Below are 19,098 nucleotides of genomic sequence, written 5' to 3'. Positions count from 1 at the left end.
TTTCAAAGAAAGAGAAGTATTTATGAAACAAAAATTAAGCAAGAAGATATTTCTACTCGGACTTGTAATATTTGTGATTTCCTACTTACTGCCAATAGACACATTTCAAAGCTATACAAGTCTAAGACCAACTGGACTCACATCAATTTTTGTTTGCCCAATTATTGGATTAATAGGTTTAATATTTGGGGTAAAGGAAAAGGACAGATTATTTATAGTATTGAATATTATGTTAATCTTATTACTTCCTATAGCAATGTTTGTAGGTCATCTAATATAAGTAATGCGACTATAACAAGAAAATAATAATCTAAACAGCTCTTTTGTAGGGCTGTTTTTTTCTTTCTTTGCTCCAGAATGATATAATGTATTATAAGATACATATTGACTAATATGTGCCCACATACGAGGTTTTTGAAAAATATTAAACCTTATCCACACTAACACCCATGCTGAAGCTATAGTATTGATGTCAAGAAAATAAGATTATAGGTTATAAAACTGTTGAAAGTATTAGCTTTTAGGATCTTTAGGGGGTTTGTATGAATTTTGAAAAAATTGTAATTAGTTTATTACCTATAGCAGGATTGTTTTTGTCTTTTTTTTATAAGTATAAAGCAAGTGGAAATATTAGCAAGCATAGTGGATTTAGAACAGCATTAAGTATGAAATCAAAAGAAAACTGGGAGTATGGGCATAAGTATGCAGCTAAACTTTTGTGCATGTATGCTATATTTTTTATATTAGTAAATATTATAATAATAGTTAGTAATAGTCTAAATAATACAACTATGACAATCATAGTTGTATTGCAAATGCTATTTTACTTAATCATTGGATATAAAGTTAATAATGCTTTGGCGAAAAAAGAAAATAGTTAGAATCTATTAAGAATTAAAAAAGTATAAAGTTATGTATATTGAAAATGAAAAAATAAACCAATACTACAATGTGACGACATTGAGTCTAGGGATGTAGTATTAATTCTTATGACTTTAGCTGCTAAGGCAAATGTTGTATGAACGGAAATGTAAATACAATTATTAATGCTAATGTAACAGAGGTATGCGGTGGTTTCAATTACAAATTAACTAATATAAAAGATTATAGTTTGTGATGAAAATCTTAAAGTAATATTTAAATCTTCAGTTGAAGTTGAAATAGAAAATTGACAAGGATAAAAACCAAATACACAATAAAGCCAACAGAACCCGACATGCCTATTAAAGTGGTGTAAGTCGGGTCTTTTAATTGCAAAAATAGTCCTACCATGTATGGTAATGGCTTGTTCAATAAGTATAAAAAATGACCAAGAACTTGAATGAAAATTGACAAATACTTTATGGATGTTAAAAATAATTTAAAGGGTGTAAAACTAACTTCGAAATATGTCCTATATGGAATTATTTCTAAATAGATTTGAATTATATGACCTTATTCTTTATAATATACTTAGATTAAGTTCCAAAACGGAAATAATTCTAAATAGATAGAGGTGTAGGCGTATGGAAATAAAGCGTGATTATTATTTAGATAAATTAATACGAAAAAAAGACAATGGGTTCATTAAGATTATTACAGGAATAAGAAGAAGTGGTAAATCTTATTTACTTAATAATCTATTTTATAATTATTTGTCCCAAAGTGGTGTTGATGAAAAGCAAATTATAAAATTTGCTTTTGATTCAGCTAGGGATTTATTAAAAATTGGCGAAGATTTAATGGATTTAGATGTACTAAGCGGTGAAAGATTAGTAGATCCTAAAAAGTTTTTAGACTATATCATGAGCAAAACGAATGATAACGATAAATTTTATATCCTCTTAGATGAAGTTCAATTGCTTAAATCTTTTGAGCAAGTCTTAAATGGATTTTTGCGTCAAGATAATTTTGATGTTTATGTCACGGGAAGCAATTCAAAGTTTCTATCTAAAGATGTCATCACTGAATTTGCAGGTAGGGGCGATGAAATTCATGTTATGCCGCTTGTGTTTTCTGAATTTCTTCAAACTTATGATGGCGACAAAGAAGATGCTTTTGCGGAATATCAAGTTTATGGTGGTTTACCAGATGGGGCTTTAATGAAAACGGATGAAGATAAGATGAATTATCTAAAGGGGCAACTCGAAAATGTATATTTGAGAGATATTGTTCATAGGTATGACATACGCTTAACTTCTGAACTAGAAGACTTACTTAATATTTTAGCATCAGGAATTTCAAGCCTTACTAATCCAAGTAAAATAGCTTCAACTTTTAAGTCCATAAAAAAATCAAAGATTTCAGCCAATACCATTGATAAATTTATAGGCTACTTTGAAGATTCTTTTATCTTAAAAAGAGTCTATCGCTATGATGTTAAAGGTAGAAAATATATAGGCACACCTTATAAAATATATTTTGAAGATCTAGGGCTTAGAAATGCAAGATTAAATTTTAGGCAGATAGAACCAACCCACTTAATGGAAAATATCATTTATAACGAATTAAGATATCGTGGCTATATGGTTGATGTAGGAATGGTCACGAAAAGGGAAAATGTTAATAATAAAGATATAAAGAAACAGCTGGAAGTTGACTTCATAGCCAATCTGGGGAATAAAAGATACTATATTCAGTCTGCATATAGACTCCCATCGATAGAAAAAATAAATCAAGAAAAAGCCTCCTTGTTAAATATTGATGACTCATTTAAGAAAATTATTATCGTTAAAGATCGAATAAAACCATTTTTAGATGAAAATGGAATACTCACTATTAATTTATTTGACTTTTTGTTAAACAAGGAAAGCTTGGACTTATAATGAAGAATTTAACTGATTTGTTATGGATATATTCCCACATACGAGGCTTTCCTAAAAAATTAAAATTTATCCATACTGACCACTCAAGCCATGTAGAGAGCGTGGTATTGATGACAAGAAAATAGAATAACAAGCTATAAAAGTGCTGAAATCAATGGCTTTTAGGATTTTAGAAGAAATCTTAAAAGCCATTTTTCTATTAGAAAAACACCATGTAGAAACATATTAATAGTAAAAAATGTAGGGTGTGTAGACAGGATAGATATTAGGACTTGACAAGTGAAATAATTAGTAAAAATATAAGATATCACAGCTTTTGTGAACGCTGAAGATTACCTAAAAATGCCATAGAAGGTAAACATTGAAGCCTTTGTAAGGCTATCAGATAAAGAAAGAGATATCTATGAGAACTTAAAACAAATGAAGACCTTAAAGAATGAAATCAAGGTAAAATTCCTGTAGCCATTACCCATCCAACATCTGCTGGTCATGGACTTAATCTACAAGGTGGATATGATTAGTACACAGTTCAGAAAAGAATGAATGAGATGGTTCAATATTAAATAAATGATGTTTGGCATATCTAATTTTATATAATTTCAATCTCTATAGTTTGCGTGGATATCTATCAGCATATTTGATAAAATCCGAATATTATAGTATACTATAGCTAATATTAAAAGTAAAGGTGGGAAAATTGTGAAGTTATTTCTTCAAATATCTCCATTGGCAACTGCCAAGGCACAATGTGTTTGCAGTCAATTTTTGATTGTCTAAAAAATTAAAAATTTTGAAAGGAGAAATAATGGAAACAATAGTATCCGCTTTATTAGTTTTTGTCTCTACATCAATTGACTATTTAGTTGTTTTAACTATTTTATTCGCCAGTCAAGGCAAGAAAGGTTTGAAATCAATTTATGCAGGACAGTATTCAGGTACAGGACTGCTTGTACTGGTTAGTCTTATTGCCGCTTACTTTTTAAATTTTATTCCACAAGATTGGATAATCGGACTCCTTGGTCTAATTCCACTAGGTCTTGGTATAAGATCAATTTTTGTGGATGAAGATATTGATGAAGAAGACATCAAGGGAAAAATTACAGGAAATGGATCAAAAATCTTAGCATTTACAAGTTTAACAGTAGCAATGGGTGGGGATAATTTAGGAATTTATATTCCCTATTTTACAGGTAAGAGTTTGATTGAGATTAGTATAAGTTTAGTAATATTTGCGTTAGGAATTTTGATTCTATGCAAATTATCTCAAAGACTCGCCTCAATTTCTGCTATTGGAGAGATCGTAGAAAAGTACGAAAAAATAATTGTACCAGTCGTGTTTATTGGGCTCGGTCTCTATATATTGATTGAAAATGGAACCATTAATTATCTCATTTCCCTAATCACAAGTTAATAGTTATTTTTATATTTCAGACCTATTAAAGGGAATCTTTAGTAGGTCTTTTTTGTTTACTTAAAATTCTCTTATCTGTCCAAAGAAATATGAGAACGAAGAATTGTGTAGGATATTAAAAATAAGTGTTATTTTCTTGCCTGTGATATGGGAGGTAAATTATGCGAATAGAAAGACTGAACAAGAAAAAAGAAGTTATATTTGAAGAACACTCAAAAGACTATGTAATAGCAAAACAAAAAATAATAAATAAATTTCGATAAATCTCGGTTACTATATTTATAGTATTTTATTTATACAAATGATAATTATATATCATAAGTAAATTTAGATATAGGGATAATATAAAACATTAGAAATATACTTATGGATATATTCTCACATACGACGCTTACTTAAAATACTAAAATTTATCCATACTGACCACTCAAGCCATGTGGAAGTAATTTCTTTGTTGTCAATAAAACAATAAAAGTGGTTATAGGACTGTTGAAATCAATGGCTTTTAGGATTTAAAAGAAATCAGTTCTATAATAAATTAAAAATCGTGTTGGTAGAAAAATTGTCTACTTCTACCAACACGATTTTACAAAGAGCCAGCACTTACATCTCTTTTTTTCTTGTAAAACTATTGTATCTTGATACTTTAAGGAGTTTCAATCATTCGATCTGTTAACCGTTATTTTTTGGATCTAATCTTAATAAAATAGCATTAATGGCGACGATGACTGTTGACACAGACATTAGAATTGCTCCTAATGCAGGGTTTAATGTGATACCAATAGAGGCCAAAATTCCTGCAGCTAGAGGGATAGCTATAAAGTTATATCCGGCTCCCCAAAAGAGGTTCTGTTTCATTTTACGAGTTGTTTTGTGTGCTAATTCAATAAATGATTCAATATCTCCTGGATCAGATTGAGTCAAGATGACATCAGCTGAATCCAACGCCACTTGAGTTCCTGCACCGACCGCTATTCCAACATCTGCCAAGGCAAGAGAAGGGGCATCATTGACACCGTCACCTACCATGATAACTTTTTTTCCTTCTTCTTTAAGTGTTTTTACTAACTCATATTTGTCTTGTGGAGATTGATTTGATCTATATTCAATCTCTAAATCTTCTGCAGCGCCTTGAGCCGCTTTTTCATTATCACCTGTTGCCATAATTGGTTGAATATTGTTCTTTTTAAGAACTTTAATTAACTCTTTGCTCGTTGATTTTAATTCGTCCCCTAAAGCTACAGCACCAATGGCATCTTCATTTTCTACTAAGACACTGAGAGTTGCTCCTTTTGGAATATCCATATCCAGATTACGTCCGTATGCTTTTTGACTGATTAATTGGTAACTATGTCCGCCTGCTTTACCCTCTACTCCAGCACCGGAAATCACATCAATCGAATCAAAAGATGCTGGACGTATATCTTGTTGCTCGGCGAAACTTATAATTGATTGAGCAATCGGGTGGCTAGATCCTCCTTCAATACCTGCCAGTAAGGCAATGATTTCCTCTTTTGTATATTTGTCATTAAGAAGTTTTACATCTAATACTTTAAACTCACCAGTTGTTAAAGTACCCGTTTTATCTAAAATCATCACATCTGCATCTTGAGCTATTTCTAAAGATTGGCGGTCTTTTACTAGTAACCCACGACTTGCTCCTAAGCTTGTGCTACGGGCGGTTACCAATGGAATAGCCAGACCTAATGCGTGTGGACAAGCTATAACTAATGTTGTGATAGCAAATTTTACTGCCGTTGGAATATCCGCTATAAGCATCCATACTACAAAAGCTATTAGTGCGGCAGTTACCGCAATATAGAAGAGCCATCCCGCAACTTTTTGAGCAATATTTTCTGCACGAGAAGGTTGACTTTGAGCTTGGCTGATTAAATCCTGTACTTGAGAGATAAAGGACTTATCACCTGTCTCAAGTACTTTAATATAAAGAACCCCTTCTCCATTTGTCGAGCCCCCGATCACTTCATCGCCAGGTCCTTTTTTAACTGCTTTTGACTCCCCAGTTAGAAGAGCTTCATTTAAACGTGATTCGCCACGTTCGATAGTTCCATCTGCTGGCACATTTTCCCCAGCTTGAACACGAATTAAATCACCTACCTTTAAGTCAGCAACTGGACGTGTTTCAATGGAATCGTCATCTAATACGACATGAGCATCTTTCGGCACTAACTTAGCCAGTTCTTCTTGTGCATCTCCTGCTTCTCCAATAGCTTTCATCTCAATCCAGTGACCTAATAACATGATTAATAGTAATGAAGCAAATTCAAAGAAAAAATCCATAATTTGTTCACCTGTTACGTAGCTAGTGATAACAGTATAAATACTATATAAATATGAAACACTTAAACCTAAAGAAACGAGTGCCATCATTCCAGGTTCTTTTTGTTTAAATTCGTCAACTGCACCTTGATAGAATGGACGTCCACCATAAATAATTAATATAGTAGATAAAATAGCTACTACAATATCAGAATATGGAAAACTAAACTGGAATGGTAGGTCAAACCCAGCCATAGGGGATAAGAGCATAATAATGATTCCTAGTGGCAATGATTTTAAGAAAAGTTCCTTAAAGTTTCCGTGATGATGGTGGTTATGCCCACTATGCCCGCTGTGATCATGCCCACTGTGCCCACCGTGGTCATGTCCAGCATGATGGTCGTGATGTTGATCCTTATTATGGTCTCTATGTTCTTCCGTGCTTACATTCTCATGTTTTGAGTGATTCATGTCGCCATGATTATGGTGACTGTGGGATTAATGTTTATTGTTATTCTTCATTTTTAATTCCTCCTTATTCTCCCTTATGATGTAAATTGCATTCACATTGTCCTTTTGGACAATTGCATTCTACTTCTTTAACTGCGAAAGCTTTTTTCTTCTCTAATATTTCTTCCAGTCTCTTAATATCATCGTAGCTTAAGACATGATCTTCAATGATGCTTCCTATTACATTTCCGACTTTCTTTTTGCAAATACGGTTAAAAATATCTTCTGCATAATCCCTTACGGCTTCTTTCTCTTCAATATTGGCATTGTAAATAAATTTTCTACCTTCTTTCTCTGTATTTAGTACGCCTTTTTCAACTAATCGACCTAAGATCGTTTTGATAGTGGATTGTGTCCAGTCCGTTTTTTCTTGCAATATGGAGATAACTTTTTTACTAGTTACTCGATCATTTGCCCAAACTACACGCATGACTTCCCATTCAGCATCTGTGATATGAGTATTATATACTATTACACCTATTGTCTTTCCCTCCTTATCGTTTACAATTATAGACTTAATACTTAAGATAAGTTTACACCTTTAAACTTATCTTGTCAAGTCTTTTTAATAAATTTTTAATTCATTATTTTTAATAATATGTTAAATATGATAAATATGATGATACCTTTTCTGAATTTATTGTTAGGCTAAATATATAGTCATAAATTTCACAAATTCTATACTTTCATTTTTCATGTAGTTTGGTTTGATTCACTTCAAGAACTTTACTAAAAATTTGTAGATTTATTTAAATGAAAGTTGTGCAATTTATTCATCTTATTAAGAAAAATCTGGAGAAGTTTTCCACAAGAAAATAGAATAACAAGCTATAAGACTGTTGAAATCAATGGCTTTTAGGATTTTAGAAGAAATCTTAAAAGCTATTTTTTATTGAAAAAGCACAATGTGAGAACATATTAATAGTAAAATTCGTAGGGATGTTCAGACATATGGATACTTTACGTGAAGTCAACAGTAAAATAACAAATGACAATTAAATAAAAATAAGCATGGCAAACAAGCCTAAGTAAATTAGGCAAATTTAAATAATAAGTATTTAATTTTTGAGCATTAAATTTAAAATTAGTTTTTAGAAGCTTAAAAATAACTCTAATTAGTTTTTAACAACATTGACAAACATCGATATGGGGTGTATAATAAATATGAAATCGAAATTCATCGATATCATTGAAGTGTATCGATATATCAAATAAAGAAAGGGGAAATTATGAAAAAATCATACGCAGAGTTTGCACCTATATTCAAGGTTTTGTCTGATGAAACCAGGCTAAAAATAATTGATATGCTCTCATGTGGCGAGATTTGTGCCTGTGATATTTTGGATGGTTTGAGTATTTCTCAATCAACCCTAAGCTATCACATGAAAAACTTAACGGATTCAGGCCTTGTTAACGCAAGAAGGGATGGGGCATGGATGAGATATACTCTAAACCTTGAAAGAATAGAAGAGATTAAAGACTTCCTAGATTATATTACCGAAGATAAAGAAGACTGTATTTGTAAAAAATGTAAGTAAAAGTAAATGCTAAAGGAGTGTTAGTATGAAAAAAATGGTAATTTATGACCCAGCAATGTGCTGTTCAACAGGTGTATGTGGACCATCAGTAGACAAGAACTTATTAAGGGTATCCACAGCGATTAATAGGTTAAGTAAAAAAAATGTAGAAGTAATAAGACATAACCTAAAAGATGAACCACAGCTTTACGCTGAAAATGATAAAGTAAGCAAGCTGTTAAATGAAGAAGGAGTCGATGTACTTCCTATAACAATGGTTGACGATGAAGTAGTCAAAACAAGAGAATACCCAACAAATGATGAATTTGTTGAATTTTTAGATATACCCAAAGAATATATAATGTCTGGTATAGCAATTCAAAAAATGAAAAAGAATAAAGGAAACAAATAGATAGGATAGGAGGTCAATGTGTATACAAGATTCAATCCAGAAAATATTAAGCTAAATAAGTATCTTTTCTTTACAGGCAAGGGTGGTGTAGGTAAAACTTCTATAGCTTCAAGTCTTGCTATAAACCTAGCAGACCAAGGTAAAAAAGTTATCCTTGTTAGTACAGACCCAGCATCAAACTTACAGGATATTTTTGACACAGACTTAGACAATAAAATAAGAGATATAGATAAGGTAAAGAATTTAAAGCTAGCTAACTTTGAACCAGAGAAAGCCCTAGAAGACTATAAGGAAAGCGTAGTTGGACCTCAAAGAGGAAAGCTTCCGGATGAGGTTATAGAAGCCATGGAAGAGCAGCTTTCGGGATCATGTACAACTGAAGTGGCAGCTTTTAAGGAGTTCACAAGCTTTATAGCTGATGAAGAGCTTGCAGCTGAATATGACCATATAATATTTGATACTGCTCCAACAGGCCATACACTAAGAATGCTAGAACTACCTTCAGCTTGGACAAACTTTTTAGATAACAACAAGTATGGAGCATCTTGCCTAGGCCAGCTATCAGGTCTAGATGAAGAAAGAGGTATTTATAAAAAAGCTGTTGACAACCTAGCTGACAGTGAGCTAACTAGCCTTATACTAGTTTCTAGACCTATAGAAACAGCCCTAAAAGAAGCGGCAAGGACATCAAATGAACTCCACGAAATTGGCGTAGACAACCAAATTCACATAATAAATGGTATGCTAGATTCCTATGATGATGATCTTTCAACAGCTATACACAATATGCAAAAAAGAGATGTGGAAGCAATGCCAGAAGGACTAAAAGACCTTGAAACTTACTATCTTCCACTTAAACCATACAACACATCTAGTATCGAAAATCTTAGAAAATTTTTCTCGGATGATATAGAAGAAAGAATGGAGTCTTCAGTTACAATAGACACTAGCAAGATATCTAGGCTAGAAGATGTTGTTGACGACCTATATAAGAACAATAAAAAAGTTATCCTTACTATGGGTAAGGGAGGAGTAGGGAAAACAACTATAGCAGCAGCTATTGCCCTAGCCCTTAATGAAAAAGGTCAAAAAGTTCATCTTGCAACAACAGACCCAGCCGACCATCTAAAATATATAATAAGCGAAAGAGATAATTTGACTATTTCCTATATAGATGAAGATAAGGAGCTTGAATCTTATAGAGAAGAAGTCCTAGGAAAGGCAAAGGAAGATGGGGCAAGTGAGGAAGACATTGATTATATCGAAGAAGATTTAAGAAGTCCATGTACCCAAGAAATTGCAGTTTTTCGTGCATTTGCTGATATAGTAGACAAGTCAGAAGATGAAATAGTAGTAATAGACACAGCCCCAACTGGTCATACAATTCTTCTTTTAGAATCGACTGAAAGTTATAATAGGGAAATTTCAAGAAGCCAGGGAGATGTACCTGAATCAGTAAAGAAACTACTTCCAAGGCTTAAGGACAAGGATTATACAGAGGTTCTAATTATAGCCCTAGCAGAAGCAACTCCTTACTATGAAGCAAAAAGACTTAAGGAAGACCTAGATAGGGCAGAAATCTTTAATAAATGGTGGATTATCAACTCAAGCTACTTTGCAAGTGGCAGCCAAAACGAGATTTTAAAAGCTAGGGCCGATCAAGAAAAAGAGTGGATCAAGACAATAGATGAAACATCTCAATCTAACACAGCCCTTGTTGAGTGGATTCCAGAAGATTTAAAAGAAGACAATTTAAAAGACCTATTATAAGAATAGGCAGATAAAAAAAGAGGTGAAATTGATGAAAGAAACAAACGAAAAAATTAGTTTTTTTGAAAGATATTTAAGTATATGGGTTTTACTCTGCATGGCTGCAGGTATTTTGATTGCTAGATTTATGCCATCTGTTCAATCTTTCTTACAGTCATTGGAATTTAAGGGTCAAAATATAATCTTAACAGTTTTAATGTGGCTTATGATATACCCTATGATGGTTAGAATAGACTTTAATTCACTAAAAAATGTAGGAAGACATCCCCAAGGTATAATTATTTCTACAATAGCAAGCTGGGGAATAAAACCATTTTTAATGTTTGGTCTATCTACACTTTTCTTCCATTATGTATTTAGCCAGTTAATACCCGCTAATCTTGCCAATGATTTTGTTATAGGAGCAGTACTCTTAGGTACAGCCCCATGTACAGCAATGGTCTTTGTGTGGAGCAGTCTTACAAATGGAGACCCAGCACAAACCCTTGTACAGATATCGGTAAATGACATCTTGATACTCTTCCTATTTGTACCACTTGTACAGCTCCTTTTAGGTTTAAAGGGTATAACTCTACCAATGGATGTTCTCATTATGTCATTAGTACTTTTTGTTGTAATTCCTTTAGTGGGCGGTTTTTTATCAAGATACTTTATAATAAAAAATAAGGGAAAAGATTACCTGGAAAATAACTTTATAAAAAAGTTTGACGGAGTAACTACCATAGGACTTCTTCTTACCCTCGTTATTATATTTACTTTCCAAGGAGATATGATAGTAAAACATCCACTTTATGTAGTTTTAATAGCAGTTCCACTAATACTTCAAAATGTGATTTCATTCTCTCTAACATATTTTGTAAGTAAAGTAAGCAAACTACCTCATGAGATAGCAGCGCCAGCTTCTTTAATAGCAGCATCTGACTTTTTCGAACTTTCAGTGGCTGTAGGCATAGCCTTATTTGGTGTAGATTCTCCTGTTGTTCTTGCATCAACTGTAGGGGTTCTTACGGAAGTTCCCGTAATGCTACTTTTAGTAAGAATAGTTAATAATACAAAAAGCTCCTTCCCAAGCCTTGAAAGAGTTAAATAAAGTTAAGACATTAGAAAAAGTTCGACTATAAAAATTTAAGGTGACCCCCAAAAGTTAGACCTAAAAACTAACTTAAGGGGGTCATTTCATATTGTAAGGGCTTGTTAATTAAATATTATATTGTAAAGATAAAAAGATATAACAATAAACGATCAAATACTTGAATAAAAAATGGACAAATACTTGAATTAAAACAAGACAAGCACCTTTTGTTTATAAAAGAGATGATGATGTTTACGTAATACCTATTACGGCTTTAAGACCTTAATAGTATTAGCATTGATTGATATATTCCCACATACGAAGATTTTGAAAAACTTGGAAATTTATCGATGCTGACCACTCAAGCCACGTTGAAGCCCTAGCCCTACTTGTCAAGAAGCGAAGCTACACTGAAAAGTAGAGGCAGGTCTTATGCAAAGATTTCCCAAGAGAAGCGACCGAATAGGAAGCTTTGATTGGCAGAAATCGACTGCTGAAGCTATAGCGTTGATATAAAAGATGTAAATTTAGAAATCCTGCATTTTAATAAGTTTATAAGCATTTTGTCTTCGAAAAAGATAAAAAAGGATATGTAGAAAAGACTCAAAAAAACTACATGGACGTGAGAGTTGTTTTGCAACTAGTATGAGGAAACACAAAAAATATAATTAACTCATTTTGTACTTTCTACAAGAGTAGCTTAAAGGGCTACTCTTTTTTGATTTAAGGGTGTAAGGTTTCGTCACATCCTTTTTCAAAAATTAGTGAACTTTATAGAGTAGATTCTAGAATAAGACTTTCTTATTAAATTACAAAAACAATAGAGTTGTTATTATTTTTAAATTTAGATGAAAGTTCAGATACATTTAAGTTAACGTTTTTTTTCAGAACCAGTATATAAAGCAACTGTAGAATCATATAATACGATTCCAAATAATCATTTTGAAAGATATTCTATTTCTGATTTATCAAAAAATATGCTATTTCAGAATCATGTACCGACCTCAAAAATTTATACCAAAATCTAACGATTGGGAGGTCGGTACATGATTTTCTTACGGGCTCGTTTTTTAATTGTGATTTATGATTAAAATAAAATTTAATTAATCAGGTCAAAGATAAAGGAAACGTCAAGGCCTTGTTCCTTATTCTCTATAGAAAATTTCCCATCATGCAATTCGGCTATTTGTTTAGAAATAAAAATCCCCAAGCCGTGCTTTGTAATATTGGTCAAATCTTCGTCATTAATTCTCTTTATTATATCTTCATCTACCCCACAGCCTTGGTCTAAGACCCTTATAATTAGCTGGTTATCTGGGTTTGAAATTATAAGGTAGATTTTTCCCTCAGTATAGGCAAGGGAATTTTTTATGATATTTTCGACCATCCTATAAAACAAGGTTGGATCCATTTTAAGTTTTATATCTGGATCTCTTAGCCTATTTTCAAAAACAATTTCTCTTTCGGGATTTTCATTTAACTTATCGACTATGACTTTTCGGATTACTTTTAAGGGGCTTTTTGCCTCAAAATTCTCCTTGTCAATGTTGGCAAGGGACATAGTTAGATTGAGACCTTCTAGGATATTTGAAATTTTTAGGACTTGGTTCTTTATATTTTTGGTATTTATGTCAATTTTGTTTTCTTTATTAAGTTCCCAGGAAATTTTTGCAAGAGGAGTCCTCACATCGTGGCTAAGACCTCTAATCCACTTACTTTGTGATTTTTTTAAGTTATTATATTTTTCATTGGCCTTGTTAATTGAAAGGGCAAGGTCCTTTAATTCTCCACTTTCATCTAGTTTTTCATAGTCATCTTCGTAGATTTTATCTATCGCTTCTTGTAAGGGCAAGATGTTTTTGAAGATGTTTTTAATATCAATCCTATAAAATATGTAGACAAATATAAAGAATAAAATTACAAAAACTAGAAAAACTTCAAAATTAAAAAGCAAATTCTTGAAATTATAATAATTAAAGGGAAACTTATCCAAAGAATTTTTAGGATAAGCAAATAGGATTAGACCATCTTTTAATATATAGGTAAAGACAGGGTAGTCGGCCAAATAATACCTAGTAAAGCCTGCTACATCAGTAAGGTCAAACTTGTTCTTAACTTCTTTTGGCTTATTAAAACTTTCAACGATCTTTCCATTTTTATTAATTCTTATGGCCCAAATATCTTTTTCTTTTAAAAATTCCTTGTTTTTTTCATTTAGGTAAATACTAGTTTTATTGTCTTCTACATAAGAATAAATCTTGTCGGGGTTTGGGTATTGGTCTTTAAGCCTATAGTTTAGGTAGAGGAAAATCATAAATAAAAATATTAAAAAAAACATTAAAGCTAGTATCCTAATAACAATTTTTTTGAACCTTTTTATTATAAAATCAAACATTATTCATCCTCTTTGACAAGCTTATAGCCAAGTCCCTTTATAGTAATTAAAAGCTTTGGATCTCTTGGATTATCCTCAAGCTTTTCCCTAAGTCTATAGATGTGAGTAATCAAGGTATTTTCATAACCATAGGAATCTTCCCAAATATTTTCCAGAATACGGTCAATAGAGACAATCATATTCATGTTGTTGGCTAGGTAGGACAGGATTTTAAATTGGGTGGCAGTTAGGGGGATTTCCTCTCCATTTTTTATGAGGATGCCCTTGGACTTATCGAAAATTACCTTTCCTAAATTAATCCTCTCTTCGTTTTTTATTTTTTTACTGCGTCTTAAAACCGCATCAATCCTCCAAAGGAGTTCATCAGGGAAAAATGGCTTGACTAGGTAGTCGTCGGCCTTGTTTTCAAAACCTTCCTTCCTATCATCTATCCCATCAAGGGCGGAGAGGATTATGACTGCCATATCGGAAGTTTTTCCTATTTCCTTTAAAAGATCAAAACCACTCCCATCTGGAAGCATCAGGTCAAGGACCACTAGGTCAATTTTGAAATTTGTAAGCTTAAACCTAGATTCTTTGAGGTTTTTTGCGGTATAAATCTTATTAAAACCCTTTTCTTTCAAAAAATTATATAAATTTTCCAATAAATTTGTTTCGTCATCTACTATTAGTATAGAAAAATTATTTCTAAAATCCATTAAGCTCCTCCTTGCTATCCTAATTATACACCAGACTTTTGATATTTTGGTTTTTGTGATGTAAAAGTGACCTTGCTTAAAGCTTATTTTTATCTTAGCCTGGTATCCTTTTTGTAGGAGGAATGATTATGGAAAAAATATTAGAAATAAAAAATCTACAAAAATCATATAACAAGAAGAAAGTCCTAGATATTGACTATCTGGAAATCGAACAAGGTTCAATTTATGGCCTAATAGGCAAAAATGGAGCGGGAAAGTCAACACTTATGAAGCTTATACTTGGTCTTGTGAGAAAAGATGGAGGGGAAATTAAGGTTTTTGGCCAAGAAGTAAGTCCTAGAAACCAAAAAGACCTTAACAAAAATCTCGGTGCCCTAATTGAAAATCCATCCTTTTATGACCACCTAACAGGCTATGAAAATCTAGAAATAATTTGCGAGCTTAAGGGAATAGATAAGGCAGAAATTTCAAAAACTCTTGACCTTGTTGGCCTTAATAATGTGGGCAAGAAAAAAGCGAGGGATTATTCGCTGGGTATGAAGCAAAGACTTGGAATTGCAATTGCCCTAATAGGTAGTCCAAAGTTATTGATCTTAGATGAACCTATAAATGGCCTTGATCCTCAGGGAATTGAGGAAATGAGAAACTTATTTAAAAACATAGTGAAAAACACTTCTACAAGCATTCTGATTTCTTCCCATATTCTTGATGAGATGGAAAAAATTTCTACACATATTGGTATCCTCAAGGCAGGGAAACTAACCTACAATGGAAGCTTGGAAGACTATAGGAAACTTCATCCACCATTTATTTCCATCCAAACATCTGACAATCAAAAAGCTGCTAATCTTTTAGACTTAGATCAGGTAAGGATAGATGGTAAAAAGATTATTTTGGGCAAAGTTTCTAACCAAAAAATATCTGAAATAGTAAATTTCTTGCACGGAAAGGTTGATATATACAAGATTGAAGAAGAAAAAGAAAGCCTAGAAAAACTTTTTATCGAAGAAAGCAGGTCTTAATATGGCAAACTTAGAAAGAAAAAAATACAAAAGACTTGGGATAAATTTTTTAATACTAATAGTATTTTTCGCTCAAATGCTAATGGTGGCAGGGGTCAGCCATTCAAAATCATTTGCGGAAGGAAATTATCCCCTAGCCTATATCTTAGACACATATCTATTTATTTCCTTATTGATAAATCCGATTTTAATCTCTTCTTTGGTGAAAAAAGTGATTGAAATCGAGGAAAAAAACAAGATGTGGCAGTTGCAAGTAAGTCTTGGAGAAAAAGTAAACTCTATACTCATAAATAAATTTAAAAACCTATCCCTAAAACTAGTTTTATTGCAAATAGTAGAAGCTATTGTCTTTCTCCTACTAGCAAAAAAGTCAGCTCATTTTAATATGGACACTGACATGATATTAAGATTTGCCTTGGTAAATATATCTGCCATATTAATAAATTTATTTTTTATGGGCCTATTTATGATAATAGAAATGAAATCAAAAAGAGTCTATACCCTATCATTTATAGGAATAATAGGCGGTCTTACTGGAGTAATAACCATGCTTACATCAGAGACTCTTGCCTTTGTAAATCCCTTTGCTTGGATGGCAAGTTTATTAAATATTTCTTATGTAAGCGAAGGAGGGAAATTTATCCAGGTTCTAAATCCAATAAATTTTTATACACCAATAATTGCCCTGATCCTTTTAATAGCCTGCCTTGGCTACTTAAAGGCAATGAAAACTTATAATCTATACAAGGACTAGGAGGACTTATGTTAAAATTAGAATTAAAAAAAATAAAATTTACAAATATCTTGTTGGTAAGTCTGATAATTCCCCTACTAGCTAACGCCTTTGGCCTTATAAACTTTATGGGAAATAGGGAAACATTGACCAATGAATGGCAATCTTTGTGGACCCAGGTAAGCTTGTTTTACTTTTCGTTTTTCTACATTCCCTTAATTGCAATCGTAATAGCAAGCCTTTGGGCGACAGAACACAGAGCAGGCCTAAAATTTATTAGACTTAGCCCAAAGAAAAATATGGCCTTTGTGGGAGCAAAATTGATTTTGGCTTTTCTTATAATTTGCCTTTGCCAAATATATTTTCTGGCCCTTTTCTACCTGGGAGGGAAATATATAGGAGGATTTTCGACCATTGATTTTTCTATATATTTTTATTATATAGGCCTTAGCATCTTGCTTGCCCTTCCAATAATTGGGATTTTTGAAGCTCTTTCCATAAGGATAAGGTCTTTTGGGATCATAGTGCTCTTATCTACAATCTTTACCATGTTTGGTTTTGCGAGCGCTTTTAGGTCTTTAAAAATTGTAGGTCTAAGCTTTTTGGCAATAGAGGCTAATAATTTAAGGTTCATAAACCCACATGATTTGGTCTTGCTGAGTGCTTTTGCCATAGGAGAATTATTCACATTTTTGTATCTTTCTAATAAATTTTTAAAATTTGAAAATAAATAGCTATGAAAAGATATTAAGAAAAAGCTAATAAATTATAATACAAATATAGCCCCAAATTTAAGTTTAATTCTTAATTTTGGGGCATTTATTTCTATATTTTTATTAAATTTCTCCTATAGGAATGTCATAGAGGTCTTCGTAGAGGTATGACTTGTCGATTCCTTTCATGAAAACTTCTCTATAGTCTATTTTATCTATAAGAGCAGATTGTAAAAATGGTTGATTTCAGGTGTTTACAACCGATCTCTTCATAGCGGACAGATAAGCGTATTTATCGATTGTTTCCCAATCTACACATTTTTTAGGTTTTTTTTAGAATAAATTAAGCCAAATCCTATTCGTCCTGCTATTTCCCTCTCTAAAAGGATGGGCTATGTTCATTTTAACGTATTTGTATACAATAACATCGAACATGGTTATGCGTGGAAATGGATTTATGAAAAAGCCATGCCTATTATGGGCCAGGAGCTCTCTTAAACATAATTCTTGATCTTATTCTAATGAAATTAATGGAGAAATATGCAATTGAAGGTGCAGCACTTGCAACTATTACAGCACAATTGGTTCAAACAATAATAACACTCCATTATTTTAATCACAATAATCGCATTTTAAATTGTGATGTTTGCAAGCTAAATTACGAACCTCACTAGGAAGTTTTCCCTTGTATCTTTTGTAATAAATGGAAAATTTGCTAGCAGATGAATATCCAACAGATTCTGCAATTTCTTTTATAGGCAGTTCGGTATTTAAGAGAAGAGTTTCAGCTACATTCATTCTTTTTCTTTGAGTGTATTCTGTAATGCTTTGACCATATTTTTCTCTGAACAAATTTTTTAATTTTGTTCCGCTCATTTTAGATATTTTTTCAAGGGTTTCTTGATTTACATTCATGGCGAAATGATCATCTAAGAATCTTGCTACATCTTCAAGTGCTTTATTATCATCAGACTCAATTTTATATTTTTTTCTATTTAAGTATGTGTCAATCACAATACTTACCCATTCATTTGCTTTGGCTTTAAAGAAAAAATCAGCGGCAGGAGCATCCATCTTACAATTTAATATTTCCATTGCCACTTTTTCTAGGGATTTTGTAAGTATAATTTGATTCGGTTGAAGTAAAGATGAATAAAATGATTCCGGATTAATGTTAATAGATGCTAAATGTTTTTCTATTAGCTCTTTTTTAAAACCTATGGAAACAGCAAGATAATAGCAGTTCTCGTGTAATAAAAATAGGAAGTCATCTTTTATATTATCAAAATCAAGTGTGCATAATGAGTTTGCGGTAAGAGTTTGATACGGGTTAAACTTTTCTCCATTTGCGCTGACTATGTAGCTTGTGTAAATTGAAACATAGTCTGCCATACTATAGGTATTATTTTGAACTACTTCTTCACTGATATAAAAATCATGAACATCAATAATAAATCCATTTCCTTCATAAAACCAATACAGGCCTTCTGCATAAGTTAAATCTTCTTTTTTCCAACAAAAAGTGTGGCCTGCACTTGAATACTTCTTATTGTTTTTACATTCATCCACTTTCATATAATCTTTTACAAAATCATAATATGTCATAATACACCTATCCCTTTTAGACAATGTTCCAATTAGCCTTATTAATTTAAAACTATTGTATTAGTAATTATAACCGATGTATAATAAAAATACAATGATAGGCATTATCAAATAAGTAAATTTATACCTAAAAGGAACATCAAAGAAAGGGGAGAT

The 19,098-nt window shown here is 32.2% G+C and carries 17 protein-coding genes and 1 pseudogene; 12 read left to right on the top strand and 6 right to left on the bottom strand.

The annotated features are described in order from the left end of the window. The first annotated feature begins 22 nt into the window (after positions 1-22). The 4 genes from ACU68W_RS01585 to ACU68W_RS01570 all read left to right on the top strand — a co-directional run bounded on the left by ACU68W_RS01585 (position 23) and on the right by ACU68W_RS01570 (position 4,215). Positions 23-280: a hypothetical protein gene (locus tag ACU68W_RS01585; RefSeq protein WP_446756004.1), complete on the top strand. Its 258-nt coding sequence runs from the start codon at positions 23-25 to the stop codon at positions 278-280. Positions 281-542: 262 nt separating this feature from the next. Continuing rightward, complete coding sequence (locus tag ACU68W_RS01580; RefSeq protein WP_308610966.1) at positions 543-881, top strand: SdpI family protein; 339 nt, start codon at positions 543-545, stop codon at positions 879-881. A 624-nt stretch (positions 882-1,505) separates the two neighbouring features. Beyond that, entirely contained in the window at positions 1,506-2,804 is a 1,299-nt protein-coding gene (locus ACU68W_RS01575) for an ATP-binding protein (protein WP_446756003.1), read from the top strand. A gap of 805 nt (positions 2,805-3,609) precedes the next feature. Next, positions 3,610-4,215, top strand: a complete 606-nt coding sequence (locus tag ACU68W_RS01570; protein ID WP_094223813.1) for a CadD family cadmium resistance transporter — start codon at positions 3,610-3,612, stop codon at positions 4,213-4,215. Positions 4,216-4,887: 672 nt separating this feature from the next. Here the strand turns inward: ACU68W_RS01570 and ACU68W_RS01565 are convergent. Continuing rightward, positions 4,888-6,966 (bottom strand): heavy metal translocating P-type ATPase, encoded by a 2,079-nt coding sequence (locus ACU68W_RS01565; protein WP_446756002.1) that lies wholly within the window; start codon positions 6,964-6,966, stop codon positions 4,888-4,890. Positions 6,967-7,030: 64 nt separating this feature from the next. Next, positions 7,031-7,486: a CopY/TcrY family copper transport repressor gene (locus ACU68W_RS01560; RefSeq protein ID WP_446756045.1), complete on the bottom strand. Its 456-nt coding sequence runs from the start codon at positions 7,484-7,486 to the stop codon at positions 7,031-7,033. A gap of 748 nt (positions 7,487-8,234) precedes the next feature. Between ACU68W_RS01560 and ACU68W_RS01555 the strand changes: the two genes are divergently transcribed. From ACU68W_RS01555 to arsB, 4 genes are read left to right on the top strand one after another with little or no spacing between them, the layout of a single operon-like run. Continuing rightward, positions 8,235-8,543 carry an ArsR/SmtB family transcription factor gene (locus ACU68W_RS01555; RefSeq protein WP_446756001.1) on the top strand — a complete coding sequence of 103 codons (309 nt, stop codon included), beginning with the start codon at positions 8,235-8,237 and terminating at the stop codon, positions 8,541-8,543. A 25-nt stretch (positions 8,544-8,568) separates the two neighbouring features. Then, positions 8,569-8,934 carry an arsenite efflux transporter metallochaperone ArsD gene (gene arsD, locus ACU68W_RS01550; protein ID WP_225560337.1) on the top strand — a complete coding sequence of 122 codons (366 nt, stop codon included), beginning with the start codon at positions 8,569-8,571 and terminating at the stop codon, positions 8,932-8,934. A gap of 18 nt (positions 8,935-8,952) precedes the next feature. Next, complete coding sequence (gene arsA, locus ACU68W_RS01545) at positions 8,953-10,704, top strand: arsenical pump-driving ATPase (protein WP_446756000.1); 1,752 nt, start codon at positions 8,953-8,955, stop codon at positions 10,702-10,704. Positions 10,705-10,735: 31 nt separating this feature from the next. Beyond that, positions 10,736-11,794: an ACR3 family arsenite efflux transporter gene (arsB, locus tag ACU68W_RS01540; RefSeq protein WP_446755999.1), complete on the top strand. Its 1,059-nt coding sequence runs from the start codon at positions 10,736-10,738 to the stop codon at positions 11,792-11,794. Positions 11,795-12,875: 1,081 nt separating this feature from the next. On the opposite strand, the gene ACU68W_RS01535 is transcribed toward arsB, so the two are convergent. Then, positions 12,876-14,171, bottom strand: coding sequence for a sensor histidine kinase (locus ACU68W_RS01535; protein ID WP_446755998.1), 1,296 nt, complete (start codon positions 14,169-14,171; stop codon positions 12,876-12,878). After that, a complete protein-coding gene (locus ACU68W_RS01530) occupies positions 14,171-14,869 on the bottom strand; it encodes a response regulator transcription factor (RefSeq protein WP_446755997.1) in 699 nt (232 codons plus the stop codon). Before ACU68W_RS01530 ends, ACU68W_RS01535 begins: the two co-directional genes overlap by 1 nt. 128 nt (positions 14,870-14,997) lie before the next feature. On the opposite strand from ACU68W_RS01530, the gene ACU68W_RS01525 reads away from it, so the two are divergent. Genes ACU68W_RS01525 through ACU68W_RS01515 form a run of 3 tightly spaced genes read left to right on the top strand, consistent with a single transcriptional unit; the run spans position 14,998 to position 17,358 of the window. Beyond that, positions 14,998-15,891, top strand: a complete 894-nt coding sequence (locus ACU68W_RS01525) for an ABC transporter ATP-binding protein (protein ID WP_446755996.1) — start codon at positions 14,998-15,000, stop codon at positions 15,889-15,891. A gap of 1 nt (position 15,892) precedes the next feature. Next, positions 15,893-16,645: a hypothetical protein gene (locus ACU68W_RS01520; protein WP_446755995.1), complete on the top strand. Its 753-nt coding sequence runs from the start codon at positions 15,893-15,895 to the stop codon at positions 16,643-16,645. Between the two features lie 8 nt (positions 16,646-16,653). Further along, a complete protein-coding gene (locus ACU68W_RS01515; protein ID WP_446755994.1) occupies positions 16,654-17,358 on the top strand; it encodes an ABC transporter permease in 705 nt (234 codons plus the stop codon). A gap of 312 nt (positions 17,359-17,670) precedes the next feature. On the opposite strand, the gene ACU68W_RS01510 is transcribed toward ACU68W_RS01515, so the two are convergent. After that, positions 17,671-17,739, bottom strand: coding sequence for a Fic family protein (locus ACU68W_RS01510; RefSeq protein ID WP_241674312.1), 69 nt, complete (start codon positions 17,737-17,739; stop codon positions 17,671-17,673). Positions 17,740-17,752: 13 nt separating this feature from the next. Between ACU68W_RS01510 and ACU68W_RS01505 the strand changes: the two are divergent. After that, a pseudogene (locus ACU68W_RS01505) lies at positions 17,753-18,002 on the top strand (MATE family efflux transporter); the annotation flags it as partial. On the opposite strand, the gene ACU68W_RS01500 reads toward ACU68W_RS01505, so the two are convergent. Further along, complete coding sequence (locus ACU68W_RS01500) at positions 17,950-18,942, bottom strand: helix-turn-helix domain-containing protein (protein WP_446755993.1); 993 nt, start codon at positions 18,940-18,942, stop codon at positions 17,950-17,952. The pseudogene ACU68W_RS01505 and the gene ACU68W_RS01500 overlap by 53 nt on opposite strands. Positions 18,943-19,098: the final 156 nt, after the last annotated feature.

Source organism: Finegoldia sp. P2-F-LR (assembly GCF_052932265.1).
Note: the sequence above shows the minus strand (reverse complement) of the source record. Positions and strands in the feature narration are given on the sequence as shown.

Bases quoted from the DNA above. Each gene is read 5' to 3' on its own strand.
- ACU68W_RS01585 (WP_446756004.1), top strand. From the start codon at position 23: ATGAAACAAAAATTAAGCAAGAAGATATTTCTACTCGGACTTGTAATA.
- ACU68W_RS01580 (WP_308610966.1), top strand. From the start codon at position 543: ATGAATTTTGAAAAAATTGTAATTAGTTTATTACCTATAGCAGGATTG.
- ACU68W_RS01575 (WP_446756003.1), top strand. From the start codon at position 1,506: ATGGAAATAAAGCGTGATTATTATTTAGATAAATTAATACGAAAAAAA.
- ACU68W_RS01570 (WP_094223813.1), top strand. From the start codon at position 3,610: ATGGAAACAATAGTATCCGCTTTATTAGTTTTTGTCTCTACATCAATT.
- ACU68W_RS01565 (WP_446756002.1), bottom strand. From the start codon at position 6,966: ATGAATCACTCAAAACATGAGAATGTAAGCACGGAAGAACATAGAGAC.
- ACU68W_RS01555 (WP_446756001.1), top strand. From the start codon at position 8,235: ATGAAAAAATCATACGCAGAGTTTGCACCTATATTCAAGGTTTTGTCT.
- arsD (WP_225560337.1), top strand. From the start codon at position 8,569: ATGAAAAAAATGGTAATTTATGACCCAGCAATGTGCTGTTCAACAGGT.
- arsB (WP_446755999.1), top strand. From the start codon at position 10,736: ATGAAAGAAACAAACGAAAAAATTAGTTTTTTTGAAAGATATTTAAGT.
- ACU68W_RS01535 (WP_446755998.1), bottom strand. From the start codon at position 14,171: ATGTTTGATTTTATAATAAAAAGGTTCAAAAAAATTGTTATTAGGATA.
- ACU68W_RS01530 (WP_446755997.1), bottom strand. From the start codon at position 14,869: ATGGATTTTAGAAATAATTTTTCTATACTAATAGTAGATGACGAAACA.
- ACU68W_RS01525 (WP_446755996.1), top strand. From the start codon at position 14,998: ATGGAAAAAATATTAGAAATAAAAAATCTACAAAAATCATATAACAAG.
- ACU68W_RS01520 (WP_446755995.1), top strand. From the start codon at position 15,893: ATGGCAAACTTAGAAAGAAAAAAATACAAAAGACTTGGGATAAATTTT.
- ACU68W_RS01515 (WP_446755994.1), top strand. From the start codon at position 16,654: ATGTTAAAATTAGAATTAAAAAAAATAAAATTTACAAATATCTTGTTG.
- ACU68W_RS01500 (WP_446755993.1), bottom strand. From the start codon at position 18,942: ATGACATATTATGATTTTGTAAAAGATTATATGAAAGTGGATGAATGT.